This window comes from Kribbella flavida DSM 17836 (genome assembly GCF_000024345.1).
GTDB classification, from domain to species: Bacteria; Actinomycetota; Actinomycetes; order Propionibacteriales; family Kribbellaceae; genus Kribbella; species Kribbella flavida.
Map to the genome: position 1 here is coordinate 1,276,294 of NC_013729.1, position 26,427 is coordinate 1,302,720.

A 26,427-nucleotide genomic window follows, 5' to 3' on the forward strand; every position below is an offset into this window, starting at 1 on the left:
CGGTTCACGCTCAGCGCGTGAACCGCCGCCCGGGAGACCGGCGCTTGGTGAGTGGTGCGGGGTCAGCCGGCCATCCAGCGCTGGACGTCCTCGACCTCGCGGGGCATCGCGGCGGACAGGTTCTCGGTGCCGTCGTCGGTGACCAGGATGTCGTCCTCGATCCGGATGCCGATACCGCGCAGGTCCTCGGGCACGGTCAGGTCCTCGGCCTGGAAGTACAGGCCGGGCTCGACGGTCAGCACGTAGCCGGCCTCGAGGTCGCCGCGGTACTGCTCGTTACGGGCCGCGGCGCAGTCATGCACGTCGATGCCGAGCATGTGGCTGACGCCGTGCAGCGTGTAGCGCTGGTAGATCATGCTGTCCGGGTCGAGCGCCTCCTCGGCGGACACCGGCAGCAGCTCCATCGCCTCCAGCCCCTTCACCAGCACCTCGATCGCCGCCTGGTGCCCGGCCGCGAACGGTACGCCGGGCCGCAGCGCGCCGATCCCGGCGTTCTGCGCGTCCAGCACCAGCTGGTACAGCTCGCGCTGCCGCGGGGTGAACTCGCCGTTGACCGGCAGCGTGCGGGTGATGTCGGCGGTGTAGAGGTTGCGGTTCTCCACGCCCATGTCGAGCAGCATCAACGTGCCGTCGGTGACCGGGCCGTCGTTCTCGATCCAGTGCAGCGTGGTCGCGTGCGAGCCGGCCGCGGCGATCGAGGTGTAGCCGACATCGTTGCCCTCGGCCCGGGCCCGGCGCCAGAAGGTGCCCTCGATCCAGCGCTCGCCGTACTTGCGGACCTGGTCCATCTCGGCCAGCACGTCGGAGAAGCCGCGGTGGGTGATCGCGCAGGCCTCGCGCAGCTGCTCGATCTCGAACGCGTCCTTGACCAGCCGCAGCTCCGACAGCGTCGCCGCCAGCTCGTGGTCGCGGTCGGCGTCCACCTTCACGCCGCTGAGCAGGGACGCCAGCGAGCTGTCCTCGCCGCGCCGGACCCGGGTCGGCACGTCGCCCTTGAGCGCGTCGCCGAGCCGGTCGACGTGCCGGGTCTCCAGGCCGTACTCCTTGGCGGTCTCGGTCAGCGACGGACGGCGCCCGGCCCACAGCTCGCCGTACATCCGGTCGCGCCAGAACTCCTCGCCCTGGCTGCGCTCGGAGCGCGGGCGGAAGTACAGCACCGAGTCGTGGCCGCTGCCGTTCGGCTCCAGCACCAGCACCGCGTCGGAGGTCTGGTCGCCGGCCAGCCAGACGTAGTCGGTGTGCGGCCGGAAGACGTAGTCGGTGTCGTTCGAGCGGACCTTGTAGGTGCCGGCCGGGATCACCAGCCGTTCACCCGGGAAGGCCTGCGACAGCGCGTCGCGGCGCTTCGCGGTCCAGCTCGCGACGTCGCGCAGGGTCGCGTCGGTGCGCTCGATGTCGCCCCAGCCGGAGTTCATGAACCGGCGCAGCGCATCCTTCGGCTGGGTGTCGTGGGTCGCCGTCTTCGGGGCCTGTTCGGTGGCCTGCGCCGCGGCCGGGTCGGTCGCCGGGCCGGAGGGTTCCGCGGGGACCTGCTCGGTGCTCTGGGTCATCGTCGACCAGTCCTCATCTCAACGCTGGGTGTGCAGTTCGTCACCGCGGAGCGTGCCGGTGTCCGGCAGCGCCTCGGCGGGGTCGGAGCCGATGCGGGTGATCGCGTTCCGCCCGTCCACGAAGACTACGCTCGGCGCGAACACCTTCGCCTCGGCGTCCTCGAACTGCCCGTAGGCGATCAGGATGACCAGGTCGCCGGGATGGATCAGGTGCGCCGCGGCGCCGTTGATGCCGACCACGCCGGAGTCCCGCGGCCCCTCGATCAGGTACGTCGACAGCCGGTGGCCGTTGGTGATGTCGACGATGTCGACCTTCTCACCGGGCAGCAGGTTCGCCGCGTCCATCAAGGTCGCGTCCAGCGTGCAGGACCCGACGTAGTCCAGGTCCGCCTGGGTGACGGTGGCCCGGTGCACCTTCGACTTCATCATTTCGCGCAGCATCGGGCCATCATCCAGGCCGCTCCCACCACTGTCAGTGGCAGCGGTCACGATCCGGTGGGGACCTTGAGTTCCGGGGCGGCCTGGACGGCGAGCGTGCGCAGCACGCTGTAGCGCGGGCGGAGGGCGGCGACTCGCTCGGCCTCCTCGGGCGACGGGTCGAGGTGCTCGCCGCCGGGGGCGGGGGACAGGCCGAGAGCGACGGCCGCGGCGCCGCGCGCACCGACCTCGGCCTCGGCGCAGACCACGGCCGGGCGGGCGAAGGTCGCGGTCAGACAGCGGCGCCACCACGCGGAGGCGTCGATACCGCCGCCGCCGAGCACGACCTGCAGCTCCCGGCCGAAGAGCGCGTCGAGCATCCGCAGGCCGCGGTCGATCTCCAGCGACGCGCCCTGCAGCGACGCCGCGAGCAGGTCGGCGGCGGTGTCGTCGAAGGACAGGCCGAAGTACACGCCGGACCCGCCGGGCACGGTCTCCGGTGGCCGGGTGCCGGCCTGGAAGGGAATGGCGATCACCCGCGACGAGCCGATCTCGATGCCGGTCGGCTCCTGGTGGTGCTCGTCGAGCTGGAGCACGGTGGTCAGCCACGCGTGCAGGTTGCCCGCGGCCGAGAAGGCCATCCCGGTGACCGCCCGCTTGTCGTCGACGCGGTACCGCCACAGCTCCCACGGCAGCTCCGGGGCCTGGTCGATCGGGTGCACCACCCGCACCGCCGCCGACGTACCGACGGTGACCGCGGCCGTCGACTCGTCGTACCCGCCGGTGCCGACGTTCGACGCGGCGCCGTCGCCGGTCGGCGGATGCACCGGTACGCCGGCCAGCCCCGGCCACCTCCGCGCGTAGCTCGCCGACAGGACGCCGGTCCAGCCGGTCGGCACGATCACCGGCAACCGGTCGGCGGTGATCCCGGCGATCGCCAGCGCCTCGGCGTCGTACTCGCCGGTGGCCAGGTCGAGCGACCCGGTCCCGGACGCGATCGACACCGAGGTGACCCGCTCGCCGGTCAACCGCTCCAGCACCAGGTCGGGCAGTCCGGCGAACGACACCGCCGGGACCTCGGACAGCAGCCACGGAATCCTTCGCGGCCAGTAGAGCCGGTGCAGCCAGGACCCCGTCCGGGCGTGGAACGCGCGCTCGTCGAAGGCCGGATCCAGCTGCGGCTGGACCGAGCGGGTGTCCGCCCAGGTGATCACCGGGGTGAGCGCGGCGCCCCGGGCGTCCAGCCCGACGATCGAGTGCCACTGCGACGACAGCACGATCGCGGCGATGTCCTCGAGGTGCCCGTTCTGCTGCAGCTCGTCCAGGCAGCTGAGCAGACCCTCGACGTAGGCGTGCAGGTCGATCGTCGCCGAGCCGGTCGTGCTGTACGTCGGCGCGATCTTGTGCCGGGCCAGCGCGCCCGGCACCGGCGAGGCGTCCTCGGCGAGCAGCACCAGCGCTCGCGCCGAGGACGTGCCCAGGTCGAGCGCGAGGACGCGGGTGCCGGAGCGGTCGTCAGTCCTCGGCATGCAGTGCCTTGAGGAACGACGCCGCCCACACGTTCACGTCGTGCGCGGCCAGGTGCTTGCGCATCGCCTTCATCCGGCGGCCGAGCTGGCGGTCGTCGGTGTTCATCGCGTCGACGACGATGTCCTTCATGCCGTTGATGTCGTGCGGGTTCACCAGGAACGCCTGCCGGAACTCGTCGGCCGCGCCGGCGAACTCGCTCAGCACCAGCGCGCCGGTGTCGTCGTACCGGCAGGCGACGTACTCCTTGGCGACCAGGTTCATGCCGTCGCGCAGCGGCGTCACCACGGCCACGTCCGCGGCCCGGAACAGCGCCGCCATCTCGGTCCGCGAGTACGAGGTGTGCAGGTAGTTGATCGCCGGGGTGCCGATCCGGCCGTGCTCACCGTTGATCCGGCCGACCAGCAGCTCGATCTCGTCGCGCAGCACCCGGTACTGCTCGACCCGTTCGCGCGACGGCGTGGCGACCTGGATGAACACGGCGTCGTCGACCGAGACCCGGCCCTCGTCCAGCAGCTCGCCGAACGCGCGCAGCCGCTGCCGGATGCCCTTGGTGTAGTCCAGCCGGTCCACGCCGAGCAGGATGTGCGCCGGGTTGCCGACCTCCGCGCGCATCTCCCGGGCCCGGGCCTCGGTCTCCGGCTGACGGGCGATCTGCTCCAGCTCGCCGACGTCGATCGAGATCGGGAACGCCTTGGCCCGCACGATCCGGTCGTCGGGCAGGTGGATCCGGTCGCCGCGGGTGCGCAGGCCCATCCGGTTGCGGGCCAGCCGGGCGAAGTTCGAGGCCGCGCCGGGCCGCTGGAAGCCGACCAGGTCGGCGCCCATCAGGCCGTCCAGGATCTGCCGCCGCCAGGGCATCTGGGCGAACAGCTCGGTGGGCGGGAACGGGATGTGCAGGAAGAAGCCGATCCGTACGTCGGGCCGCAGCCGGCGCAGCATCGCGGGGACCAGCTGGAGCTGGTAGTCGTGCACCCAGACCACGGCGTTGTCGTCGGCGGCGTCCGCGGCCGCCTCGGCGAACCGCCGGTTCACCGCGACGTAGGCCTCCCACCATTCCCGGTGGAACTCCGGCGGCACGATCACGTCGTGGTACAGCGGCCACAGGGTGGCGTTGCTGAAGCCCTCGTAGTACAGCTCGACGTCCTCGGCCGACAGCGTCACCGGGACCAGGTGCATGCCGCCCTCGTCGAACGGGTCGACCTTCTCGTCCTTGCCGCCGGTCCAGCCGATCCAGGCGCCGTGGTGCCGCTGCATCACCGGGGCCAGTGCGGTGACCAGGCCTCCGGGGCTCCGGCGCCAGGCTGTCGTGCCGTCCGGCATCTCGACCCGGTCGACCGGCAGCCGGTTGGCCACCACCACGAAGGAACTGCGTCCGCTCGGCATCTGCTGTTATCCACCCAGGTATTCGTCGTCGCCGGGGTAGCTGACCCCGATCTGTCCACGTGTCTCGTCGAGCAGTTCGAGGATCTCGATCGTCGCGGCGTGCGGCAGGGCCGGGCACTCGATCTGCCCGGCGCGCAGGGCGCGCATCACCTCGGCTGCTTCGTAGTGGTACCCACGTCCATGCGTCGCGACGTCCACCCGCTCCTGTCCTGACGCGGTGCTGCGGACGTAGTACTCCGGGTGGTGGAACCGGTGCGGGAGCAGCAAGCTGCCCTCGGGGCCGCTGACCGAGGCGGTCCACGGGTTCTGCGAGCGCAGGCCGCAGGTGAGCGCGGCCACCGCGCCGGAGTCGTACCGCCAGGCCATCGCGACGTTCAGGTCGACGCCGTCGGGGCTCAGCGAGCCGACCGCCTTGACCTCGTCGGGCCGGCCGAGCGCCATGTGCACGAACGTCATCGGGTAGATGCCGCCGTCCATCAGCGCGCCGCCGCCGAGTGCCGGGTCGAGCAGCCGGGCCGGTAGCTGGGGCTTGTGGAAGCCGAAGTCGGCCAGCGCCTCCATCGGCTCGCCGATCACGCCCTTCTCCAGGTCGGCGAACATCGCCTGCACGACCGGGTTGGTGCGCATCCACATCGCCTCGGCGAACAGCGTGTTGTTCTCCCGGGCGACGCCGACCAGGTCGCGGGCCTGCCGCGCGGTGAGCGTGACCGGCTTCTCGCAGAGCACCGCGATACCGGCCTGCAGCGCGGCCCGGGCGGTCGCGTAGTGCTGCGGGTGCGGCGTACCGATGTAGAGCACGTCGACCTGGCCGGAGTCGATCAGCCGGCGGTGGTCGTCGTAGCGGTGCTCGATGCCGAACGTGTCGCCGAACGCGTTCGCGCTGTCCAGCGACCGGGACGCGACCGCGGTCACCACGGCGTCGTCGAGCAGCCCGAGGTCCTTGGTGAACGACGTCGAGATGTTGCCGGTAGCAACTACGCCCCAGCGGACCTGGTCTATACCCACTGTCTGAACTCCGGGGTCGGGAACGGGCCGTCGGCTGCGATTCTCGCGGTTTCCAGGGCGTGCGCCAAGCGAATGAGGGTGGCGTCACTTCCGCCGGTGCCGCTGAAGACAACGCCCACCGGCAGTCCGGCCACCATCCCGGACGGCACCGAGATCAGCGGGTAGCCCGCCAGCGCGGCGTGCGAGGACGAACTGCCGAGCACGTGGTCGCCGTTGACCAGGTCGATCGTCCAGGCCGGTGAGTACGCGGGCGCGACCAGGGCGTCGAGCTGGTTGTCGCGCAGCAGGTCGTCGATGCCGTCACGGCCGGACCGCAAGGCAGACAGCCGGGCCGCGACGTAGACCGGCGAGTCCAGGCCTTCGGTCGCCTCGGCCCGCTCGAACAGCTCCTGCCCGAACCAGGTCAGCTCCTCGTCGGCGTGCTCGCGGTTGAACGCGATCAGGTCCTCGAGAGTGCGCGGAGCACCCTCCTTGCGAGTCGCCAGGTACGCCGCGAGACCGACCTTCAACTCGTGCAGCGGCACCTGCAGCTGGTCGTCGTCGGCCGGCGTCGGCAGTGACAGGTGATCGACCAGCGTCGCCCCGCACCGGCTGAGCAGCTCCAACGCACGCTCGGTGGCCTGGTCCAGCCCGGTCGAGTAGCCCCACAGCGACCCCCGCGGTACGCCGATCCGGACGTCGCTGAGGTCCTCGCCGCGGCAGTGCTCCAGGTAGTCGGTACCGCCGCCGGTCAGCACGGTCAGCAGCGCCGCGGACTGGGCGACCGTGCGGGTCATCGGGCCGGCCGTGTCCTGCGAGTGCGAGATCGGGATGATGCCCTGCTGCGGAACCAGCCCGACGGTGGGCTTCAGCCCGACCACGCCGTTGAGGGCGGCCGGGCAGACGATCGAGCCGTTGGTCTCGGTGCCGATCGCGAAGTCGGCCAGACCGGCCGCGACCGCCGCGCCGGACCCGCTGGACGAGCCGCCCGCGGACCGGTTCAGGGCGTACGGGTTGCGGGTCAGGCCGCCGTACGCGCTCCAGCCGGACGTCGAGGTGTAGCCGCGGAAGTTGGCCCACTCGCTCAGGTTCGTCTTGCCCAGGATCACGCAGCCCGCCGCGCGCAGCCGGCGGACCAGCGGGGCGTCGTCCGGGGGCGGCGGCTGGTCGGCCAGCGCCAGCGAGCCCGCGGTGGTCGGCAGGTCGGCGGTGTCGATGTTGTCCTTGACCAGCACCGGGACGCCGTGCAGCGGACCCCGGACGCGCCCGTCGGCCCGCTCGGTGTCCAGGCGCGCGGCATCGCTGGCCGCGGCCGGGTTGGGCGTGCAGACGGCCCGGACCAGAGGATCGACCTCCTGGATCCTGGCCTGCAGCTCTTCGACCGAGACGAGGGCGGGTCGCGGGCCCGGCGACACGTCGCCGAGGCCCTGCCGAGTTGAGCTCACAGCCTCGATCCTGCCAGAGTTGACGCGAGCCGGCCGGGGCGCGCGGGGCCTGCTCGCGACACGGCGGGTTTGTTGCGCGGTGAATGACATCGCTGTGGTTCGACCGTAGAGTGGAGCGCGGACGGACGATCACCGACCGCACGGGAGTCAGCAGTGGACAGCGCGAACGCGAGCTCGTCGGCCGACGGCGCCGACGCGGCGCAGCCGGCCGTTGCCGGGCTCTCGGAGCGGGACGGCGCGATCCTCGGTTTCGAGCGGCACTGGTGGAAGTACGCCGGGGCCAAGGAGCAGGCGATCCGGGACCAGTTCCAGATGTCCGCGACCCGCTACTACCAGGTCCTCAACGCGCTGATCGACCGGCCGGAGGCCCTCGCCCACGACCCGCTGCTGGTCAAGCGGCTGCGCCGCCTGCGCGCCGCCCGTCAGCGGGCCCGCTCGGCCCGCCGCCTGGGCATCGAGGTCTGAGATCACCGTGATGCGTAAGGACGAACGGGGGCAGGTCCTCTCGTCCCTGGTGGCCGTGGTCGCCGTGGTTGCCGTCGTCGGTGGCCTGCTGGTGCTGTTCGGGACCCGGGGCAGCGACAGCGTCGCCGACGACGCCAAGCCGGCCGCGCAGACACCGAGCGCCCCGGCCACCACCCCCGCCGGCAAGCCGACCGCCGCGCCCAGCACGAAGCCGACCGTCGAGCCGACACCGAGCCGGACGCCGACCGAGCCGATGCCGACCGAGACCACCCCGAGCGAGCCGGCGGACACCCCGACCAGCACGCCGACGGATCCGGCCGGCACCGAGCCGACCGAGCAGCCGACGTCCAGCGTCAGCGTGCCGCCTTCGCAGCGGCCGGCGGTCGAGATCTACAACAACACCACCCGCAAGGGCCTCGCGCAGTCCGTCGGCAATCGCGCCCGCCAGGCCGGCTGGAGCGTGTCCGGCGCCGACAACTGGCGCGGCAAGGTGGCCACCAGCACCGTGTACTACCCGGCCGGAATGCAGACCGAGGCGGCCCAGCTGGCCCAGGACCTCGGCGTGGCCCGGATCAAGGACGCGCTGGACAACATGAAGAAGGACCGGCTCACCGTCATCCTGACCGCGGACTACGCGGGATGAGCACCCCGGTACTGGTGACCGAGGCTGGCCGGCAGGGCTGGGAAGCCATCGTCGCCGATCCGGCCGGGGCGGTGATCGCCTCCGACTTCGACGGTGCTCTCTCCCCGCTGGTCGAGGACCCGGCGATGTCCCGCGCGGCCGACGGAGCCCTGGACGCGCTGGCCAGGCTGGCCCGCAGCGTGAGTCAGGTAGCGATCGTGACCGGCCGCCCGGCGCTGGTCGCCACGGAGCTGTCCGGCGTGACAGGTCACCCCGGGCTCGGAAGCCTCGTCGTCCTCGGGCACTACGGGCTGGAGCGCTGGGAGGCGGCGACGGGCTCGGTCACGAGTGACCCGGTGCCCAGTGGAGTCGGTGTCGCCCGGGAGCAGTTGCCGGCGGTGCTGCAGGCAGCCGGCGTGCCGGATGCGTTCGTGGAGGACAAGGAGAGCTCGCTGGCGGTTCACACCCGCCGACTGGCTGATCCGTCCGGCGCGCTGGAGACTCTGCGTGCGCCGCTGACCGAGCTGGCCGAGTCACTGGAGCTGCGCCTCGAGCCGGGCAACCTGGTGCTCGAGCTGCGACCGCCCGGCATCGACAAGGGTGTCGCGCTGCGCCGCCTGGTCGAGTCCACCGGAGCCCGCTCGGTCCTGTACGCCGGTGACGACCTCGGCGACCTCGCGGCTTTCCGCGCCCTCGACGCGCTTCGCGCCGACGGCCTGTACGCCGTACTGGTGGCGGCGCGGTCCTCCGGTGCGACCGAGCTGATCGAGGCCGGCGACATCGTGGTGGACGATCCCGCGGGCGTCGTGACCGTGCTGACCGCGCTGGCCGACGCCATCGCGGCCCGGACCCGCTGACCAGTCGGTAGTCAGCGGCGCCGGAAGGTCTGCTGGAGCGTTCGGCCGAACGGCTGGACCGGGTGCTCGACGTAGTTGCCGTCCGCGAGGTCGGCGAGGCGCTCGAACGGGTTGCGCGACGCCGGACAGCCGGTGCGCAGCCAGGACCAGGCAGCGCCCACGCAGTACAGGGGGAGCAGCGGCAGGCCGACCAGGCAGAAGTACTGCCAGGAATGCCGCTCCTCGTGCCGGACCAGGATCGGCCGGGCGTCCAGGTAGGCCCGGTCGTGCTTGGTCAGCACCAGGTTGCCGATCGTGAACGCACCGGCCACGGGGAAGCGCAGCTTGTAGCCGGTGGCGTAGAACAGCCCCCGTGGCCCGCGGCTGAACCGCGCCCGGCCGATCAGCCCGACCAGCGCTCCGGCGACCGTGGACAGGTTGATGACGTTGCCCACCAGCTTCAGTGTCTGCCAGACCGTCATGACCCAAGTTTGCTCTGCTCCCGGTGGTTCTGTCGGCGGCATGCGTCAGGATGGGTGCCGTGAGTTCGGTGGTACGACGCTGGCGGCCCGGACGGCCGGTGGATCCCCACATGGTGATCGGCGGCCTGCGCAAGGGGCCGGGCGACCCGGCGTACGTGCTGGAGCCTGGGCGACGGACGGTCTGGCGAGCCACCCGCACTCCCGACGGGCCGGTGCTGCTGCGCCTCACGCCGTACTCCGCGGTGGCTGAGGTGGAGGCCGAGGCGTGGGGGCCGGGTGCTGCCTGGGCCCTGGACGGCGTGCCCGAGCTGCTCGGTGAGGCCGACAGCTGGGAGGGGTTCGAGCCTCGGCCGGAGCATCAGCCGTTGGTCGACGCGGCCCGGCGCTTCCCACACTTCCGGGTGCCGCGGACGCGCGCGGTGTTCGAGGCGATGGCCGCGGCCGGGATCGAGCAGGTTGTCACCGGCAAGGAGGCGTTCCGCGCCTGGCGCCTGCTGCTGCGCGAGTACGGCGAACCGGCGCCCGGCCCGGCTGCTCCCGACGGGCGGGTGCTGATGGTGCCGCCGGCTCCGGAGGAGTGGCGGCTGATCCCGTCCTGGCAGTGGCTGCGGGCCGGGGTGGAGGGGCGCCGGTCCCGGGTGGTGATCACCGCCGCGACGCGGGCGAAGGCGCTGGAGCGCACGCTCGAGCTGACCGACTCGGCCGAGGTCGAGCGCCGGCTGCGCTCCTTGCCCGGTGTCGGGGTGTGGACGGCGGCAGAGGTCCGGCAGCGGGCTCATGGAGACGCCGATGCGTTCTCCTTCGCCGACTACCACGTCTCCCGCAACGTGTCCTACGCGCTGACCGGCGAGGAGCTGGACGACGACGGCACCGCCGAGCTCATCGAGCCGTACCGAGGCCACCGCTTCCGCGTGCAGCGCCTGCTCGAGCTGGCCGGCCCCGGCCACCCGCGGTACGGGCCGCGCAAGGCCCTGCCCACCCACACTCCAGGGGCGACGCACCGCCTGCGGTGAGGTTCTGCACAAGTCCGGTGCGGATTGGGCCGCGCCAACTGGGCACTAGGTCTCCACCATGCAAATTGACGGGGACGGCCTCTATCTGGTTGCGGGGCTCGCCCTGTTGCTCGGTGCCGTGTTGCCACGGCTGCTCAAGCGCTATGCGATCTCGGCGCCGATCGCCTTCCTCGGGGCCGGGCTGCTGCTCGGTTTCGTCGTCGACCGCGGGCAGTTGAGCCCGCTCGCCGAACCGAAGCTGACCGAGCGCTTGGCCGAGCTCACCATCCTGATCGCGTTGATGGGTGTCGGCCTGGCGATCGACCGGCCGATCGGCTGGCGGCGCTGGGCGGTCACCTGGCGGCTGCTGTTCGTCGCGATGCCCGCCTGCGTCGCGGCGGTCGCCGGACTCGGCTGGCTGCTGGGCCTCGCTCCGGGCGTCGCCCTGCTGGTGGCCGCGGTGCTCGCGCCGACCGACCCCGTGCTGGCCGCCGACGTCCAGGTCCAGGGCCCGACCACCGGCGAGGGCGCCGAGCCGGAGGAGGACGACGAGGTCCGGTTCGCGCTGACGTCCGAGGCCGGCCTGAACGACGGCATGGCCTTCCCCCTGGTCTATCTGGCGGTGTTCGTCGCGACCAAGGGCGCCGTCGGAGACTGGGCCCTGGAGTGGGTGGCCTGGGACCTGGTGGGCAAGACGGTGATCGGCGTGGTCGTCGGCGCGGTGGCGGGCCGGCTGCTCGGGCGGATGGCGTTCTCGGCGCCGCTGCCGAGCCTTCGGCTGGCCGACTCCCGTGAGCCGGTGCTGGCCCTGGCGATGACGCTCGGCGTCTACGGCCTGGCCGAGGTGCTGCACGGCTACGGGTTCCTCGCCGTGTTCGTCGCCGCGCTGGCGCTGCGGTCGGCCGAGCGCGGGCACGACTTCCACGAGGAGCTGCACAGCTTCATCGAGCAGCTCGAGCACATCCTGACCTGGGGCATCCTGCTGCTGCTCGGGGTGGCGATCACCGGCGGCCTGCTCAAACCGCTGGACCTGACCGGCGTCCTGATCGGCGCGGCGCTGATTCTGGTTCTCCGCCCGCTGACCGCCTGGCTGAGCGTGCAGCGGACGGAGATGCGCCGTTCCGAACGCTGGGTGACAGCCGCCTTCGGAGTGCGCGGCGTCGGCTCGATCTACTACCTCGCGTACGCCGGCACGGACTTCGCCGACGACCTGCCCTGGCTGTGGGCGACGGTGGGGTTCACGGTCGTGCTGAGCGTCGTTCTGCACGGCGTCGCGGCGACTCCGATGATGCGGCTGCTCGAACGCCGTCGCGAGAACGCCTGAGCGCCCGCTGCGGCGGTTCGACGCCGTGCCGGACGGCTGCGGCGGCGTGGATCCCGGCGGCGAAGTCCTTCAGCTTCTCGAACATGCCTCCATCGTCGGTACCACCGCTCGCGCGCAGAAGTGGCACAGCAGACCCCTATCGCTAAGATTTCGACATGCCACTGGTCACGGAAGGTGTCCCGAGGGAGGGTGCCCCCACGGTGTCCGTGCTCGCCTACGACGGCATGACGGCGTTCGAGGCCGGCATCGTGATCGAGGTGTTCGGCCTGGTCTGGCCGGACATCGACCAGCCCTGGTACGAGCTGAAGGTCTGCACCGAGACGCCCGACCCGATCCGGGTGCTGGGCGGCGCGACGCTGAGCACGCCACACGGCCTGGACGCCTTCGCCGCTGCCGACACCGTCGTCGTCCCGAGCGTCGCCGACCCGACGGCGCCGACGTCTGCGCAGCTCATCGAGGCCCTTCGGGGCGCGCACGCCCGCGGCGCCCGGATCGTCTCGATCTGCTCCGGCGCCTTCGCCCTGGCCGCGGCCGGCCTGCTCGACGGCCGCCGCGCGACCACCCACTGGCGGTACGCCGACCTGCTGCGCGAGCGCTTCCCGGCGGTCGACGTCGACCCCGAGCCGCTCTACACCGACGAGGGGGACGTGCTGACCAGCGCGGGCTGCGCGGCCGGGCTGGATCTGGCCCTGCACCTGGTCCGCAAGGATCTCGGCGCCGCGGTCGCGAACGCCGTGGCGCGCCGCCTGGTGATCCAGCCGTACCGCTCCGGCGGCCAGGCGCAGTACATCGAGGCCCCGATGCCGCCCGATCCCGTCGACGCGCCGGTCGCCCGGAGTCTCGGCTGGGCGCTGGAGCACCTGGCCGAGCCGATCGGCGTACCGGACCTGGCGCGGGAGGCCGGGTTGTCGCCGCGGACGTACCTGCGGCACTTCGTGAAGGCCACCGGGACGACCCCGGCGAAGTGGCTGATCGCCCAGCGGATCCAGGCCGCGCTGGCGATGCTGGAGAGCGGAGACGCGCCGGTCGAGGAGATCGCGCTGGCGGCCGGGTTCGCCACCCCGGTGACGTTTCGGCACCACTTCGCCAAAAGCCTGCGGACGTCGCCGTCGGCGTACCGGCGGGCGTTCCGGGAGGGCCGGACGGGATGAGATCCGACGTCTCGAATGCTGAGAACGCGAGACACAATATGGACCCGATTGGGTAACCTCGGACCTGCTCATCCAGAGGGACTGAGGGATACGGCCCGTTGAAGTCCCGGCAACCCTCCCCGTGGAGGCCCCGTCCTGGGGCCGCTCGCGGCGGAACGGTGCCAAATCCGTCCCACGCCGAGATCCGGCGCCCGGGGAAGATGAGGAGGGAACCTCCATGAGCCAGACCGTCACCGGTTCGACGCACACCATCCGCGAAGGGGCCTTCGGCAACGGCACCCACCTGAGCTGCCGGGCCTGCGGGGCGAAGTCGCCGCTCGGTCCGTTCTACGCCTGTATGGAGTGCTTCGGTCCGCTCGAGGTCGGGTACGAGTTCCCGACCATCACCCGTGAGCAGATCGAGGCCGGTCCGAAGAACATCTGGCGCTACCAGCCGCTGCTGCCCGTCCCGGTCGACGTGGCCAGCTTCCCGAACACCGAGCCCGGCTACACCCGGCTGATCGACGCCGGCAACCTCGCCCGCGAGCTGGGCCTGCGCAAGCTGTGGGTGAAGGACGACTCGGGCAACCCGACGCACTCGTTCAAGGACCGCGTGGTCGCGTCCGCGCTGAGCGCCACCCGCGAGCTCGGCCTGAAGGTCTTCGCCTGCCCGTCGACCGGCAACCTGGCCAACGCCGTCGCCGCGGCCGCCGCCCGGGCCGGCATCCGCTCGGTCGTGTTCATCCCGCAGGACCTCGAGCGTCCCAAGATCATCACCACCGCCGTGTACGGCGGAACCCTGGTCGCCGTCGAGGGCAACTACGACGACGTGAACAAGCTCGCCTCCGAGATCGCCGGCGAGGAGGAGGGCTGGGCGTTCGTCAACGTCAACGTCCGCCCGTACTACTCCGAGGGCTCCAAGACGCTCGGCTACGAGATCGCCGAGCAGCTCGGCTGGCGGCTGCCGCAGCAGATCGTCATCCCGGTCGCGTCCGGCTCGCAGCTCACCAAGATCGACAAGGGCTTCACCGAGCTCGGCAAGCTCGGGCTGGTCGACGCCACCGACTACAAGGTGTACGGCGCGCAGGCGACCGGGTGCTCACCGGTCGCCCAGGCCTTCCGCGACGGCCACGACGTGGTCAAGCCGGTCAAGCCGGACACCATCGCGAAGTCGCTGGCGATCGGCAACCCCGCCGACGGCCCGTACGTGCTCGACGTCGCCCGGCGCACCGGCGGCGTGATCGCCGACGTCAGCGACGACGAGGTCGTCGAGGGCATCCAGCTGCTGGCCCGGACCGAGGGCATCTTCACCGAGACCGCGGGCGGGGTGACCGTCGCGACGCTGAAGAAGCTGGTCGAGACCGGCCAGCTCGACCCCGAGGCCGAGACCGTGATCATCAACTCCGGCGACGGGCTGAAGACGCTCGACGCCGTGGCCGACCGGGTCGGCCCGAAGGTGACCATTCCCGCGTCCTACGACGCCTTCGTGAAGGCAGGTCTGCAGTGAGCGTCAGCGTCCGCGTCCCCACCATCCTGCGCCCCTACACCCAGGGCGCCTCCGAGGTCTCCGTCGAGGGCGGGACCCTGAACGAGGTGCTGGAGTCGCTCGACGCGTCGTACCCCGGCATCAAGGGTCGCGTCCTGGACGACTCCGGCGAACTGCGCCGCTTCGTCAACGTCTACGTCGACAACGACGACGTCCGCTTCGCCGAAGGCCTGCAGACCACCATCAAGGACGGCGGCCAGGTCTCCATCATCCCGGCCGTCGCGGGCGGCTGACACCCCGCACTGCCGATCCGGGGTGCGGGCTCAGGCGGGGCGGGCGTGGTACGCGGTCTTGACGTCGGCTCGGAAGCCGCAGGAGCGGTAGAAGGCGTGGGTGGACTCGCGCCGTGAGCCGGTCATCAGCATGGCCTTGTAGCAGCCCGCGTCCCAGGCGGCCTGCAACGTGCCGGCCATGATCTCCTTGCCCAGGCCCGTACCCCGGTGGGTCTCGTCGACCACGACGTTCTCGATCACCGCGTACGGCGCCGCCGCCCGCGTCAGGTTCGGGATCACGTTCAGGTAGGTCGTCGCGACGATCTCGCCGTCCTTGTCCAGCACGAACAACCGGAGCCAGCGCGACCGCACGATCTCGTCGAACACAGTCCGGTCCCGCAGCACCGGATCCTGCGGATGCAACTGCCCGTACAGCCGCAGCACACCGTCGAAGTCAGCCACACTTGCTTCCCGGAACACGTGCGGAGCGTACCAATGCCGGAGTTCGTCAGTCCGTGGCTTTCGGGTGGCCGGTGGCGGCATGGCGGATCCAGACGGTCTTCTTGGCCGGGTCGACGAGATACCAGATGCGGCCGGCGCCGGTGACCTCGTACTGCCATTGTTCGAGGCCGTTCACCGTCGCCAGCAGTTTGCCTTTGAGGCGGTGGTGGCGGTCGGTCTGCGGAAACGGCTGCGGCTCCGAGCGGATGGCCTCCCATGCCCGCAGGGTGTTGCCGGGTGCCTGGCGACAGAGCTCTTCCCAGCCCTTGCCGGCGTCGGAAGAGGCGAACCGCAGCTCCCAGTGACCGGGCTCCGCCGGTGGTGCGACCCGGTCGCCGCGCTTGCCGGGGCTCACTCGACCGGCCGGGAGACCGGACCGAAGTCGTCGACAGCCTCCGATCGGAGGGCGGCCAGCAGTTCGGGATCGGCGTAGATCTCAGCGGTGTGCCGCCACTGGGCGATGAGTGCGAGCACTGCGGCGGGTGAGTCCAGTTCGGCGCTGGCGTCCATCACGTCGATCAGTTCCTGCGCGAACTCCACCTGGTCGTCGACGGTCAGGAACCGGGTCCACGGGAACACCTGCGGCAGCAGGTCCAGCAGGTACTGCGAGCGAATGACGGGGTTGTTCATGACGGCCCGCAGCAGGCGCGTGGCCACGCCGAGCAGTTGACTGTCCTGGCTGGCTCGGGCCGCTGTGGTCAGGATCAGGTCGTCCTCCGCCCCGCGGCGGTGGACCCGCAGTGAACGGCTCCGGCCCGCCTTCAGTTTGTCCACGGTCTCGCTGGGACGCTGCAGCAGGTCCGAGAAGGTCACTTCAGGTTGCTCCGCCATATTTCAAAGGTAGTTCAGAAGTCCTGCGCGCACAACGTGGAAAGATGGCGGGATGCGGGCTGTGGTGGTGGAGCGGTTCGGGGTGGTGCCGGAGGTTCGGGAGGTGGGGCGGCCGGGGGTGCCTGTGGGTGGGGTGGTCGTGCGGGTCCAGGCGACCGGGTTGTGCCGGAGTGACTGGCACGGGTGGCAGGGGCACGACTCGGACATCGTGTTGCCGCATGTGCCGGGGCACGAGTTGGCCGGGACGATCGCGGAGGTGGGCGACGGCGTCACCGGGTGGCAGGTCGGGGACCGGGTGACGACGCCGTTCATCTGTGCGTGTGGGACGTGCGAGCAGTGCCTCGCGGGCAACCACCAGGTCTGCCCGAACCAGCTGCAGCCGGGGTTCAACTACTGGGGTTCGTTCGCGGAGTACGTCGCGGTGCCGTTTGCCGAGGTGAACCTGGTTCGGCTGCCGGACGAGCTGGAGTTCGAGACGGCGGCGGGGCTGGGGTGCAGGTTCGCGACCTCGTTCCGGGCGGTGCGGCAGGTCGGCAAGGTGGTGGCGGGCGAGGACGTCGTGGTGTTCGGGTGCGGCGGTGTCGGGCTGTCCGCGGTGATGATCGCCGCCGCGCTGGACGCCCGGGTGATCGCGGTCGACACGAATCCCGGCGCGCTCGAACTGGCGCGGGCGTACGGCGCGGCCGCGACCGTGCAGGCGGGTCCGCGGGCAGTCGAGGAGATCCGCGAGCTGACCGGTGGCGGGGCGCAGGTGACGATGGACGCCCTCGGGTCCAACGAGATCGTCCAGCAGGCCCTGCTCGCGTTGCGGCCGCGCGGGCGGCACCTGCAGGTCGGTCTGCTGCCGGCCGGCGTGCAGCTCGACGTGTCGCGGCTGATCGGCCAGGAGCTGGAATGGCTGGGGAGCCACGGGATGGCTGCCCACGCCTATCCGGAGATGCTCGAGCTGGTCGCGTCCGGCGTACTGAAGCCGGCCGACCTGATCGCCCGGACGATCTCGCTCGACGAGGTCCCGGCCGCCTTGGACGCGCTGACGGCCGGGACTCCTGCCGGTGTGACGGTTATCCGGCCCTGACCCAGCTCGGAACCTCTTCGACCTCGCGGATCCCGCGCAGCGCCAGCCAGGCCGGCAGCGGCGAGACCGCGATCAGGCCAAGCGCGACCACCAGCGTGGCCCGCAGGCCGACGTACTCACCCAGTACGCCGCCGAGCAGCGCGCCGAGCGGGAACAGCGCCATGATCGCGAACCGGGTGGTGGCGTTGACCCGGCCGAGCAACTCGTCCGGGCACAGCCGCTGCCGCAGGCTCACCGACGTGATCGCGTAGATGATCTGGCCGAGCTCGCCGGTCGCCGAACCGACCAGCACCAGCGCCACGACCAGTTCCACCGACCACTCCGGCTGAGCCAGCGGAGCGAGCAGACCGAACGGACCCATCACCGCGGGCGCGAGCCAGATGATGCGCGCCGAACCGAACCGGCGGGCCAGCCGCGGCGTGATCGACGCACCCAGGACCACCGTCAGCGACGCACCCGCGAAGACCAGCCCGACCAGCGTCGGCGACAGCCCGAGCTCACGGACCAGGAAGATCATCGTCACCGCCGACGCCAGCGCGAACGCGAAGTTGCCGAGGGCACTGGACAGCACCAGCGACCGCAGCACCCGGGTCCGCAGCACGAAGGTCAGCCCTGCGCGGATCTGCTCACGCAGCGACCCCTCCGTACGCCGCGGAGCCGGTTCCGCCGTCCGGATGCCGAGCAGGCAGGCGGCCGAGACGGCGAAGGTGACCGCCTGGACCGCGATGACGTTCGCCGCGCCCGCGATCGCGACCAGCCAGCCGCCGAGCCCGGGACCGACCACCTGGCCGGACGCGCGGATCGCTTCCAGGGCGGAGTTCCCGGCCAGGACCTGGCCCTTGCCGACCACGGCCGGCAGGTAGCTCTGGTAGCCCACGTCGAAGAAGACCCGGGCCACGCCGGTGAGCAGGCTGACGACGATCAGCTGCGTCATGGTCAGCGTGCCGGTCAGCGCCGCCAGCGGAATGGTTGCCAACAGCACGCATCTGGTCAGGTCGGAGCCGACCAGCAGCGGCCGCCGCCGGAACCGGTCGACCCAGGCACCGGCCGGCAGGCCGATGACGGCGAACGCCAGGGTGCTGGACGCGCCGAGCAGCCCCAGCTGCAGGGGTGAGGCGTCCAAGGTGAGAACGGCGAGCAGGGGGATGGCGACCCCGCTCACCTGGGCGCCCAGCTGACTGGTCGTCTGACCGGCCAGCAACAGGCGGAAATCACGATGCCGAAGCACGAAGGCCTCCAAGGAACTCGGTGGGTTGTGAACCCCCACCCACTGGCTCCTGAGGCGTCGCTAGGGGTGGGGCACGTTACCGGAGTTCGTACGGCGTGGCAACCGTGCCCGCCCCGAGGCGGCTCGGATCAGATCGGGGTGACCGCGTCGGCCTCCCGGCCCTTGGGGCCGTCGACAACCTCGAACTCGACCTGCTGGCCGTCCTCGAGCGTCTTGTAGCCGTCGGAGACGATCTTGCTCCAGTGGACGAACACGTCGTCCTGACCCTCGACGGCCAGAAAGCCGTAGCCCTTGTCGGCGTTGAACCACTTCACGGTGCCGCGCACCATCAGTACTCCCGTGACCTGCAACGGGATCCGCTCACTCGGACCCCTCGGGTGCCCGGTTCACCGACCGGGCGGTCTGCAAGCCTAGCCGAGCCGGCCGGGGGAGGTTCGGCCGGGCGCGTCCGCCGCCTCGGCCGGTTCCGCGGCGTCGGCGGTGCTCGGGCCGGCCGGGGTGGTGAGCGCGGCGAGCAGGCCCGAGGCGGCGATGACGGCAGCGACGGCGAAGCCGAGACGGTACCCGGTCATCGGTGCGGCCGAGGCGATCAGCGGTGACGCGACGGCCAGCCCCAGCGCGGTGCCGAGCTGGGCGGACGAGTTGAGCACTCCGCCGGCGATGCCGCGCTCACCCGGCCGGACGTGCGCCGTACCGACGGTGGTCGACGCGACCGACGCGCAGCCCAGGCCGAAGCCCATCAGCAGCAAGGCCCCGACCAGCAGCACGACCGGAAGCCCGCGCGGCGGCAGTGCGAACAGCAGCCCGATCCCGGCCACCACCAGCCCGAACCCGCCGAACAGGATCGACCGGACCGAGAATCGCCGCAGGCCGACCGGGCCGACCAGCGATCCGCCGATGACGGCGAGGTTCAAGGCGGGAAAAAGCAGTGCCCCCTTCGCCGGGGAGAGACGCAGGGTCTCCTGCACGTACAGCGTCACGGTGAACATCGCCGGCGTGGTCGACGCCGTCAGCGCGGCAGCGGTGAGATTGCCCGCGACCACTCCCGGCGTACGGAGCAGGGAGCCGGGGACGAGCGGTTCGCGGACCCGTCGCTCGGTCCGCACGAACAAGCCGAGCAGGGCGGCCGCCATCACCACGGAAGCCCAGCCGTGCCACTGTGTCGGAGCCTCGGCCAGCCAGGTGAGTCCCAGCGCCGCGGCCGCGATCCCGGTCGTCGCCAGGACCGCGCCCGGCAGGTCCAGCGTCGTTGCCGCACGGTCCTCGCGAGCCCGGGTCCGAACAGCTCGCAGGCTGACCAAGTACGCGATCACGCCGATCGGCACGTTGACCGCGAACACCCAGCGCCACCCGGCGTACTCCGTGATCAGGCCGCCGAGCACCCAGCCGCTCGCGCCTCCACCGGCTGCCGCGGCGGTCCACCAGCCCAGCGCCGTACGGCGTTGTGCGGGTGGCACCAGATCCGTCAGCGCCGCGAGCGCCGCCGGCGACAGCAACGCGGCTCCCGCGCCCTGCGCGATCCGGGCGCCGATCAACGCGTCCGGTGACCAGGCCAGTGCGCAAGCCAGTGATGCCACCGAGAACAGCGCGAGCCCGACGCGGAACATCCGCGCCGCGCCGACGAGGTCCGCGACCCGCCCGCCCAGGACGAGCAGGCCCGCCAGGACGACGGTGTAGGCCGTGATCACCCAGGACAGCCGGGCCGCGGCGAAGCCGAGGTCGGCACCCAGGACCGGAAGCGCGGTCGTCACGATGGTCACGTCCAGCACCACGACGAACTGGGCGACGCAGAGCACCGCCAGCCCGGCCGTGACCCCGGACCCCTGCCCAGCTCGCGTCTTGTTACCGGTCAAAGCGTGCATACTGGAAACAGTGCCCGATCACTCCACCGTCAAACTGGTAAAGTCGATTTTGATGGAAACAGTGCAGGCGGCCCCGCTGCCGGACGGTATTCCCGAGCTCGCCATCGTCGGCGGTGATCTCGCGCTCGACTTCGCCAACACGGTGGACGACCCGCTCGGACCGCGGCGCTTCGACCACCTCGCGGACTACCGCGCTCTGCTGGTCTGGGCACAGCGCGTCGGTCTGCTCACGAGCGGGCTGCCCCTGCTCGACCTGGCCGCCGAGCAGCCGCCCGAGGCCGCCGCCGTCGTCCGGCGGGCGGCGCAGCTGCGGGACGCGCTCAACCTGATCTTCGGGCAGGTCATCGACGGTGTACCGACCGACGAGGGCTGGCGGCAGCTGCGGCCGTTCGTCGTCGAGGCGATCGACCGGGCCGACCTGGTGGACGCCACCCCGGCGTGGGAGCTCGCCGAGCTCCGGTCGCCGTTGTGGCCGGTCGCCCACCAGGCCTACGTCCTGCTCACCGGCCCGGACCTGCCGCGCGTCAAGCGGTGCGCGGCCTGTCCTTGGCTGTTCGTCGACGGCTCCCGCAACGGCAGCCGCCGCTGGTGCTCGATGGAGATCTGCGGCACCAGCCAGAAGATCAGCCGGTACGTCGCCCGTCGCGCCGAGCGCCGTAGCCGCTGAGCATTCCGGCCGCCGACGCCACGCAGAGCGCGACGCCGACGAGCAGAGCGCTGCACCACAACGGCGCCCGCTCGCCGGCAACCGTGATGCCGAGACCGCCCGCCACCGGACCGAACGCCGCACCGACGTTGAGGGCCGCCGTGGCCAGACCACCTGCCAGCACAGGGGATTCGGCCGCGGCGTAGAGGGCGAGCGAGATCAGCGCCGAGCCGACCGCGAACGACAGCAAGCCCTGCAGGAACACCAGTACGACGACGGCCGCCGTCTCCTCGGCCGACCAGGCGAACCCGCACCACCCGAGCAGCAACGCGACACCGGCGCCCGCCAGGACGCCGTACGCGCGGCGGTCGGCGTACCGGCCGGCCAGGCTGACGCCGACGAAGGAGCCGAGGCCGAAGAGCGCCAGCAGCGCGGGAATCCAGGACCCGGCGAAACCGGTCACCTCGGTGAGCACCGGCGCGAGGTAGGTGAAGGAGCAGAACGTTGCCCCGTTCACCAATGCGCCGAGCAGCAGCAGGACGACGAGGCGCGGCGTCGGACGGAGACCGCCGACAACCGCCGGGCCGGTGCTCCGGTGCGGGACCGAGCGCAGGATCGCCAGCAACGCGGGCAGCGAGATCAGCGCCACCGCCCAGAACGCCGCCCGCCAGCCGAAGTGCTGGCCGAGCAACGCTCCGCCCGGCACACCGGCGATGCAGGCGAGCGTCGTACCGCCGAGCAGGACCGAGGTCGCGCGGCCCTTGGCGCCGGGCGGGACCAGGCTGCTCGCGGTGGCGAGGGCGACGGCGAGGAAGCCCGCGTTGGCCAGAGCGGCGAGCACGCGGGTGACGAGCAGGACGGCGAAATCACTGGTGAGCGCTCCGACGACGTGAGCGAGCAGGAAGACGGTCAGGGTGGCCAGCAACGTCGTACGGCGTGGCCAGCGCTGGCCGAGTACGGCGATCGCCGGTGCGCCGACGATCATGCCGACGGCGAAGGCCGAGGTCAGCCAGCCGGCCGTGGGCAGCGAGACGCCCAGGTCCTGGGCGATGTCCGGACCGAGACCGGAGAGCATGAACTCCGACGTCGCCTGGGCGAACACGGCCAGGCCGAGCAGGTACAGCACAAAAGGCAGGGAAAAAGGCATGCAGAACTCCGCAACCACGAGCGATGGACGCGGCGGGAGCAGAAGGGGGTCACCGCCGCGCGAGGACGCACATCGCCGACGGCCCGAGGGCTGCAGAGGACACGGAAAGCCAGCCACCAAGCGGTCGGTGATGAGGGCGCGTCTCTCAGCTCCCCGCCTACTGCGCGGAGCTGAGAGACACGCACTAGCGTCTGGACGCCTCCGGGCTGGACACGGGCCCAGCCTAGGAGAAACAGGCCGGAGAACTCGAACTGTTTTGGGTCAGCTGCGGCGGGAGGCGGCGAGGCCGATGGAGCCGGCGACGACCAGCAGCACGGCGGCGGTGAGGCCGAGGTCCTCGGTGCGGACGACGCCCTGGTCGTTGAGCAGGTAGATGGTGGCGGCGCCGGACACCACGGTGCCGGCGATGACGCCGGGCACGTCCGCCTTCGGCTTGCTCATCCGCGCTCCACCCTGATCGCACCGAGCTTCAGCTGCACGTCCACCGTGAGCTTCTGCGGCCCGGCCTTGCCGTCGGCACCGAGGTCGTCCAGCGTCACCTTGGCGGCCTTGCCGCTCTCGCGGTGCGCCAGACCGACCACCTCACCGGTCTGTGCGCCGAGCGTACCGCTGACGTCGACGTTCGGCGGCAGCTTCAGCACGACCTCGCCGACGCCACCGTGCACCGACACCCGGGCGCCGGGGGCGAAGGTCGCCTTGGTCAGGTCGAGGTGCACGGCCCCGGCGTCGAAGACGTAGACGTTGCTGGTCGCGGTGATCGTGGCCTGCGGCGCCGCCACGACGTTGACGTCCTTGAAGTCCCGCGGCAGCGACGGGAAGACGGTGCTGACGGCCACTCCGGCGCCGAGCAGGATGGCGACCGGCAGCAGCGCCATCGTCCGGCCGAAGAACCCGCCGAGCAGCATCCCGCCGCCGAGCGTGGCCAGCCCGATCGCCAGCATCACCGGCGTCGGCGCCTGGGCCAGCCAGGCGATCGCGATCGCGAGCCCGGTCAGCGCGATCACGCCCGACTTCACCCCGCGCACGCCCTTCGCGGGCGGCCCGGCGGCGGTCGCCGTGGCCGGAGCCCGCGGCGGCTCGTCGGCGTACAGACCGAGGGGGTCGTCCTCGGTCCACACCGGCTGGACCGGTTCGACGGTGCGGTCCTGGAGTCGCCGGGTGGCCGAGGACGACGGACCCGCCGGGGGGGATGGCGGGCCGTTCGGGGGGACGTGCTGGGTGGTCTGGTACGCCGTCGGCTGGTACGCCGCGGCGGCGTGCGGCGGCAGGTCCTGGACCGGGGCAGCAGCCTGGCTCGCAGCCTGGCCCGGGGTCTGGCCGGGCGCCTGATCCGGGCCGGGGTTGTGGCCGGTCCAGTGCGGACCGCCGTGCGACCAGTTCGTGCCCTTCGGCTTCCGCCGGAACACGAACAGCCAGAGCAGCCCCAGCACCACCAGCGGGCCGGGCACCATCTTGCCGAAGTTGAACGACGACATCACCACGATCGCGACGAAGACGCAGACGCCGATCACCACCGGCCACAACCACGGGTGGTCGGGCCGGACCCGGTTGCCCAGCAGCCCCTGGACGGCCGAGGTGTCGGACCCCTCGTCCGGCATCAGCACCCAGGCGGCGACGTAGAAGAGCAGACCGGGCCCACTGAGGACCAGCACGGCCATCACGACGCGGACGAGGACCGGGTCGACGTTCAGCGCACGGCCCATGCCGCCGCAGACGCCGGCCAGCATCCGGTCCGACCTGCTTCGGCGCCAGCTCTGCACGTTGCGCAGCTGGTCGCGGTCGAAGCCGCTCGAGTTCTGCTCCATGTCATCGATAGTGTCCCGCTCGGGCGCGCGGCAACATCGGGGATCCCCCTGCGCGGACCCCTGGACCACCCTCGCGGCGGCGGCGTCGCGGCGGGCCCGGACCGGGCGGCTCCGGGTTGTCCCCGGTCCGACCCTGAGTGGGCGGGCCACGCGGTGAGGTGGCGGCCGGGGAGAAGCCTGCTGGTCTCCGCCCCGTCCGCATGTGACGATCGTGGTGATGACGCAACCAGCCGCTGCCGCGCCCACGGGCGGAACCCCGACGCCCGGGGCTCCTCCCGCGCCGCCGCACGGCCCGAACCACCCCGGCGCACACAGCCAGACTCAGCGCGGCCCCGGCCAGAAAGCCTGGGCCGGCCAGTACGGCGCCCCCGGTGGCAACCACTTCGGCACGCACGGCGCCGGTCCGGCCGGGCCCGGGCAGTACGGCGTACCGGGTGGTGGGCCGTGGGCAGGACCCGGGCAGGCGTCGTACGGACCAGGTCCCGCGAGCGAGGCGCCGCCGGTACGGCGGGCCTACCGGCGGTCGGAGGGACGGGTCGTCAGCGGGGTGGCCGGCGGCATCGCCGACCACCTCAACGTCTCCGACATCGCCGTCCGGCTGGTGTTCATCGCCGCGACCGTGTTCGGCGGCTTCGGCGTCCTGATCTACGCCGCGCTGTGGTTCCTGATGCCGCTGGCGGCGCCGACCGTGCCGGCCGCGCCCGGTCTGGCCGCCGCGACCCGCAAGGGCATGCGCTCCGACCAGCCGCCGCCGCTGACCGAGGCCAAGGCCCGCCGCCGCGACAAGAACCGCGGCCAGGTGATCGCCCTGGTGGTCGTCGGTGTCGGCGTCCTGCTGCTCCTGCAGGCGGCCGGCCTCGGCATCGCCGGCAAGATGTTCTGGCCGCTGGTGTTCGCCGGCACCGGTCTGGCGCTGATCTGGCGGCAGGCCGACGAGACCCAGAAGGCCGCCTGGACGAACAAGGCGCCCACGCTGGGCGTGCTGTTCGGCAAGGGCGGCATCAAGTCGATCGTCCGGGTGCTGGTCGGGCTGGTGCTGATCGGCACCGCGGTCACCGTGTTCCTGGTGCAGAACAACCGGCTCTCGATGGTCGGCGACGTGCTGGTCGCGCTGCTGCTCGCGGTGGTCGGTCTCGGCGTCATCGCCGGCCCGTGGGTGCACCGGCTGAGCCGCGACCTGAACGCCGAGCGCAGCGAGCGGATCCGCTCCCAGGAACGCGCCGACATGGCCGCGCACCTGCACGACTCGGTGCTGCAGACGCTGGCGCTGATCCAGAAGCAGGCGAGCGACCCGCGCGCCGTCGTCCGGCTGGCCCGGTCGCAGGAGCGGGACCTGCGCTCCTGGCTGTACGACGAGGACGACAAGACCGACCAGACCCTGGCCGGCGCGGCGAAACGCGCCGCGGCCGAGGTGGAGGACTCCCACGGCGTACCGGTCGAGGTGGTCACGGTCGGCGACTGCGAGCTGACCGAGGAGCTGTCGGCGATGGTGCGCGCGGCCCGGGAGTCGATGGTGAACGCGGCCAAGCACTCCGGCGCGGACAAGATCGACGTGTTCGTCGAGGTGGACGGCGACCGGGCGGAGATGTTCGTCCGGGACCGCGGCAAGGGTTTCGACACCGACGGCGTGCCGGAGGACCGGCTCGGACTGCGGCACAGTGTGATGGGCAGGATGGAACGGCACGGCGGCCGCGCGACGGTGCGGTCGAGCCCGGAGACGGGCACCGAGGTGCGACTGGAGATGGACAGATGAGCCAGAGGCGAGTGGTGGTCGTCGACGACCACGACATGTTCCGGGCCGGGGTACGCAGCGAGATCGGCGCCAGCGTGGACATCGTCGGCGAGGGCGCCGACGTGGACAGCGCGGTGAAGGCGATCGTGGCGGCCGAGCCGGACGTGGTCCTGCTCGACGTCCACCTGCCCGGCGGCGGTGGCACCGAGGTGATGAAGCAGGTGCACCAGCGACACCCCGAGGTGAAGTTCCTGGCGCTGTCGGTGTCGGACGCGGCCGAGGACGTGATCGGCGTGATCCGGGCCGGCGCCCGCGGCTACGTCACCAAGAACATCAGCGGCACCGAACTGGTCGACGCGATCGGCCGGGTCGCCGACGGGGACGCGGTGTTCTCGCCGCGGCTGGCCGGGTTCGTGCTGGACGCGTTCTCCGGAGCGATCGACATCGCCTCGGTGGACGAGGACCTGGACCGGCTGTCCCAGCGCGAGCGCGAGGTGCTCCGGCTGATCGCTCGCGGCTACGCGTACAAGGAAGTGGCCCGCGAGCTGTTCATCTCGGTGAAGACGGTCGAGACGCACGTGTCCTCGGTCCTGCGCAAGCTGCAGCTGTCCAACCGGCACGAACTGACCCGCTGGGCCACGGACCGCCGCCTGGTCTGAGTGTCAGGGGCCCGGCGGGCGCC

The 26,427-nt window shown here is 71.8% G+C and carries 28 protein-coding genes and 1 riboswitch; of the genes, 12 read left to right on the forward strand and 16 right to left on the reverse strand.

Going from position 1 to position 26,427, the window contains the following annotated elements; translation table 11 throughout:
• Nucleotides 1-62: 62 nt before the first annotated feature.
• The 6 genes from KFLA_RS05980 to KFLA_RS06005 are packed head-to-tail and all read right to left on the reverse strand — an operon-like array spanning nucleotide 63 to nucleotide 7,309.
• Nucleotides 63-1,550, reverse strand: coding sequence for an aminopeptidase P family protein (locus KFLA_RS05980; protein WP_012918871.1), 1,488 nt, complete (start codon nucleotides 1,548-1,550; stop codon nucleotides 63-65).
• 18 nt (nucleotides 1,551-1,568) lie between these two features.
• A complete protein-coding gene (gene panD / locus KFLA_RS05985) occupies nucleotides 1,569-1,991 on the reverse strand; it encodes an aspartate 1-decarboxylase (RefSeq protein WP_012918872.1) in 423 nt (140 codons plus the stop codon).
• A gap of 44 nt (nucleotides 1,992-2,035) precedes the next feature.
• The gene (locus KFLA_RS05990) at nucleotides 2,036-3,496 is read right to left on the reverse strand and encodes an FGGY family carbohydrate kinase (RefSeq protein WP_012918873.1); all 1,461 of its coding nucleotides are present in this window, start codon (nucleotides 3,494-3,496) and stop codon (nucleotides 2,036-2,038) included.
• The gene (locus KFLA_RS05995) at nucleotides 3,483-4,880 is read right to left on the reverse strand and encodes an alpha,alpha-trehalose-phosphate synthase (UDP-forming) (protein ID WP_012918874.1); all 1,398 of its coding nucleotides are present in this window, start codon (nucleotides 4,878-4,880) and stop codon (nucleotides 3,483-3,485) included. Before KFLA_RS05995 ends, KFLA_RS05990 begins: the two co-directional genes overlap by 14 nt.
• Nucleotides 4,881-4,886: 6 nt before the next feature.
• Complete coding sequence (locus KFLA_RS06000) at nucleotides 4,887-5,885, reverse strand: Gfo/Idh/MocA family protein (protein WP_012918875.1); 999 nt, start codon at nucleotides 5,883-5,885, stop codon at nucleotides 4,887-4,889.
• Nucleotides 5,876-7,309, reverse strand: coding sequence for an amidase (locus tag KFLA_RS06005; RefSeq protein WP_012918876.1), 1,434 nt, complete (start codon nucleotides 7,307-7,309; stop codon nucleotides 5,876-5,878). Before KFLA_RS06005 ends, KFLA_RS06000 begins: the two co-directional genes overlap by 10 nt.
• Before the next feature lie 153 nt (nucleotides 7,310-7,462).
• Between KFLA_RS06005 and KFLA_RS06010 the strand changes: the two genes are divergently transcribed.
• Genes KFLA_RS06010 through otsB form a run of 3 tightly spaced genes read left to right on the forward strand, consistent with a single transcriptional unit; the run spans nucleotide 7,463 to nucleotide 9,253 of the window.
• A complete protein-coding gene (locus KFLA_RS06010; RefSeq protein WP_012918877.1) occupies nucleotides 7,463-7,774 on the forward strand; it encodes a DUF3263 domain-containing protein in 312 nt (103 codons plus the stop codon).
• Nucleotides 7,775-7,784: 10 nt separating this feature from the next.
• Nucleotides 7,785-8,417, forward strand: a complete 633-nt coding sequence (locus tag KFLA_RS06015; RefSeq protein ID WP_012918878.1) for a LytR C-terminal domain-containing protein — start codon at nucleotides 7,785-7,787, stop codon at nucleotides 8,415-8,417.
• Nucleotides 8,414-9,253, forward strand: a complete 840-nt coding sequence (otsB, locus tag KFLA_RS06020) for a trehalose-phosphatase (RefSeq protein WP_012918879.1) — start codon at nucleotides 8,414-8,416, stop codon at nucleotides 9,251-9,253. The genes KFLA_RS06015 and otsB overlap by 4 nt, the downstream gene beginning before the upstream one ends.
• A gap of 11 nt (nucleotides 9,254-9,264) precedes the next feature.
• Here otsB and KFLA_RS06025 read toward each other — a convergent pair whose 3' ends face one another.
• Complete coding sequence (locus tag KFLA_RS06025; RefSeq protein ID WP_012918880.1) at nucleotides 9,265-9,714, reverse strand: hypothetical protein; 450 nt, start codon at nucleotides 9,712-9,714, stop codon at nucleotides 9,265-9,267.
• A 50-nt stretch (nucleotides 9,715-9,764) separates the two neighbouring features.
• On the opposite strand from KFLA_RS06025, the gene KFLA_RS06030 reads away from it, so the two are divergent.
• From KFLA_RS06030 to KFLA_RS06050, 5 genes are all read left to right on the forward strand, one after another.
• Nucleotides 9,765-10,727 carry a DNA-3-methyladenine glycosylase family protein gene (locus KFLA_RS06030; protein WP_012918881.1) on the forward strand — a complete coding sequence of 321 codons (963 nt, stop codon included), beginning with the start codon at nucleotides 9,765-9,767 and terminating at the stop codon, nucleotides 10,725-10,727.
• A gap of 58 nt (nucleotides 10,728-10,785) precedes the next feature.
• Nucleotides 10,786-12,030, forward strand: coding sequence for a cation:proton antiporter (locus KFLA_RS06035; protein WP_012918882.1), 1,245 nt, complete (start codon nucleotides 10,786-10,788; stop codon nucleotides 12,028-12,030).
• A gap of 155 nt (nucleotides 12,031-12,185) precedes the next feature.
• Complete coding sequence (locus tag KFLA_RS06040) at nucleotides 12,186-13,181, forward strand: helix-turn-helix domain-containing protein (protein ID WP_012918883.1); 996 nt, start codon at nucleotides 12,186-12,188, stop codon at nucleotides 13,179-13,181.
• A 65-nt stretch (nucleotides 13,182-13,246) separates the two neighbouring features.
• Nucleotides 13,247-13,388, forward strand: a riboswitch (SAM riboswitch).
• Nucleotides 13,389-13,398: 10 nt separating this feature from the next.
• Nucleotides 13,399-14,667, forward strand: coding sequence for a threonine synthase (thrC, locus tag KFLA_RS06045; RefSeq protein ID WP_012918884.1), 1,269 nt, complete (start codon nucleotides 13,399-13,401; stop codon nucleotides 14,665-14,667).
• Nucleotides 14,664-14,939 carry a ubiquitin-like small modifier protein 1 gene (locus tag KFLA_RS06050; protein WP_012918885.1) on the forward strand — a complete coding sequence of 92 codons (276 nt, stop codon included), beginning with the start codon at nucleotides 14,664-14,666 and terminating at the stop codon, nucleotides 14,937-14,939. Before thrC ends, KFLA_RS06050 begins: the two co-directional genes overlap by 4 nt.
• A gap of 30 nt (nucleotides 14,940-14,969) precedes the next feature.
• Here KFLA_RS06050 and KFLA_RS06055 read toward each other — a convergent pair whose 3' ends face one another.
• The 3 genes from KFLA_RS06055 to KFLA_RS06065 are packed head-to-tail and all read right to left on the reverse strand — an operon-like array spanning nucleotide 14,970 to nucleotide 16,250.
• Entirely contained in the window at nucleotides 14,970-15,380 is a 411-nt protein-coding gene (locus KFLA_RS06055) for a GNAT family N-acetyltransferase (RefSeq protein ID WP_237706738.1), read from the reverse strand.
• A 46-nt stretch (nucleotides 15,381-15,426) separates the two neighbouring features.
• A complete protein-coding gene (locus KFLA_RS06060; protein ID WP_012918887.1) occupies nucleotides 15,427-15,774 on the reverse strand; it encodes a hypothetical protein in 348 nt (115 codons plus the stop codon).
• Nucleotides 15,771-16,250, reverse strand: a complete 480-nt coding sequence (locus KFLA_RS06065; protein ID WP_041289171.1) for a hypothetical protein — start codon at nucleotides 16,248-16,250, stop codon at nucleotides 15,771-15,773. Before KFLA_RS06065 ends, KFLA_RS06060 begins: the two co-directional genes overlap by 4 nt.
• Before the next feature lie 52 nt (nucleotides 16,251-16,302).
• Between KFLA_RS06065 and KFLA_RS06070 the strand changes: the two genes are divergently transcribed.
• The gene (locus KFLA_RS06070; RefSeq protein WP_012918889.1) at nucleotides 16,303-17,325 is read left to right on the forward strand and encodes an alcohol dehydrogenase catalytic domain-containing protein; all 1,023 of its coding nucleotides are present in this window, start codon (nucleotides 16,303-16,305) and stop codon (nucleotides 17,323-17,325) included.
• On the opposite strand, the gene KFLA_RS06075 is transcribed toward KFLA_RS06070, so the two are convergent.
• From KFLA_RS06075 to KFLA_RS06085, 3 genes are all read right to left on the reverse strand, one after another.
• Nucleotides 17,312-18,553: an MFS transporter gene (locus KFLA_RS06075; RefSeq protein WP_202797087.1), complete on the reverse strand. Its 1,242-nt coding sequence runs from the start codon at nucleotides 18,551-18,553 to the stop codon at nucleotides 17,312-17,314. The genes KFLA_RS06070 and KFLA_RS06075 overlap by 14 nt on opposite strands.
• 128 nt (nucleotides 18,554-18,681) lie before the next feature.
• Nucleotides 18,682-18,882, reverse strand: a complete 201-nt coding sequence (locus KFLA_RS06080; protein WP_012918891.1) for a cold-shock protein — start codon at nucleotides 18,880-18,882, stop codon at nucleotides 18,682-18,684.
• An 81-nt stretch (nucleotides 18,883-18,963) separates the two neighbouring features.
• Nucleotides 18,964-20,415 (reverse strand): MFS transporter, encoded by a 1,452-nt coding sequence (locus KFLA_RS06085; protein ID WP_012918892.1) that lies wholly within the window; start codon nucleotides 20,413-20,415, stop codon nucleotides 18,964-18,966.
• A gap of 52 nt (nucleotides 20,416-20,467) precedes the next feature.
• Here KFLA_RS06085 and KFLA_RS06090 point away from each other — a divergent pair, with 52 nt between their 5' ends.
• Nucleotides 20,468-21,082 carry a CGNR zinc finger domain-containing protein gene (locus tag KFLA_RS06090; protein ID WP_012918893.1) on the forward strand — a complete coding sequence of 205 codons (615 nt, stop codon included), beginning with the start codon at nucleotides 20,468-20,470 and terminating at the stop codon, nucleotides 21,080-21,082.
• On the opposite strand, the gene KFLA_RS06095 is transcribed toward KFLA_RS06090, so the two are convergent.
• The 3 genes from KFLA_RS06095 to KFLA_RS06105 form a co-directional block, all read right to left on the reverse strand.
• Entirely contained in the window at nucleotides 21,039-22,196 is a 1,158-nt protein-coding gene (locus KFLA_RS06095; protein ID WP_041289825.1) for a Cmx/CmrA family chloramphenicol efflux MFS transporter, read from the reverse strand. The two genes, KFLA_RS06090 and KFLA_RS06095, sit on opposite strands and share 44 nt — an antisense overlap.
• A gap of 273 nt (nucleotides 22,197-22,469) precedes the next feature.
• Nucleotides 22,470-22,649 carry a hypothetical protein gene (locus KFLA_RS06100; RefSeq protein ID WP_012918895.1) on the reverse strand — a complete coding sequence of 60 codons (180 nt, stop codon included), beginning with the start codon at nucleotides 22,647-22,649 and terminating at the stop codon, nucleotides 22,470-22,472.
• Nucleotides 22,646-24,013 carry a PspC domain-containing protein gene (locus KFLA_RS06105; RefSeq protein WP_012918896.1) on the reverse strand — a complete coding sequence of 456 codons (1,368 nt, stop codon included), beginning with the start codon at nucleotides 24,011-24,013 and terminating at the stop codon, nucleotides 22,646-22,648. Before KFLA_RS06105 ends, KFLA_RS06100 begins: the two co-directional genes overlap by 4 nt.
• Nucleotides 24,014-24,230: 217 nt before the next feature.
• Between KFLA_RS06105 and KFLA_RS06110 the strand changes: the two genes are divergently transcribed.
• Both KFLA_RS06110 and KFLA_RS06115 read left to right on the forward strand, forming a co-directional pair.
• Nucleotides 24,231-25,766 carry an ATP-binding protein gene (locus tag KFLA_RS06110; protein ID WP_012918897.1) on the forward strand — a complete coding sequence of 512 codons (1,536 nt, stop codon included), beginning with the start codon at nucleotides 24,231-24,233 and terminating at the stop codon, nucleotides 25,764-25,766.
• Nucleotides 25,763-26,404: a response regulator gene (locus tag KFLA_RS06115; RefSeq protein ID WP_012918898.1), complete on the forward strand. Its 642-nt coding sequence runs from the start codon at nucleotides 25,763-25,765 to the stop codon at nucleotides 26,402-26,404. The genes KFLA_RS06110 and KFLA_RS06115 overlap by 4 nt, the downstream gene beginning before the upstream one ends.
• Nucleotides 26,405-26,427 lie beyond the last annotated feature (23 nt).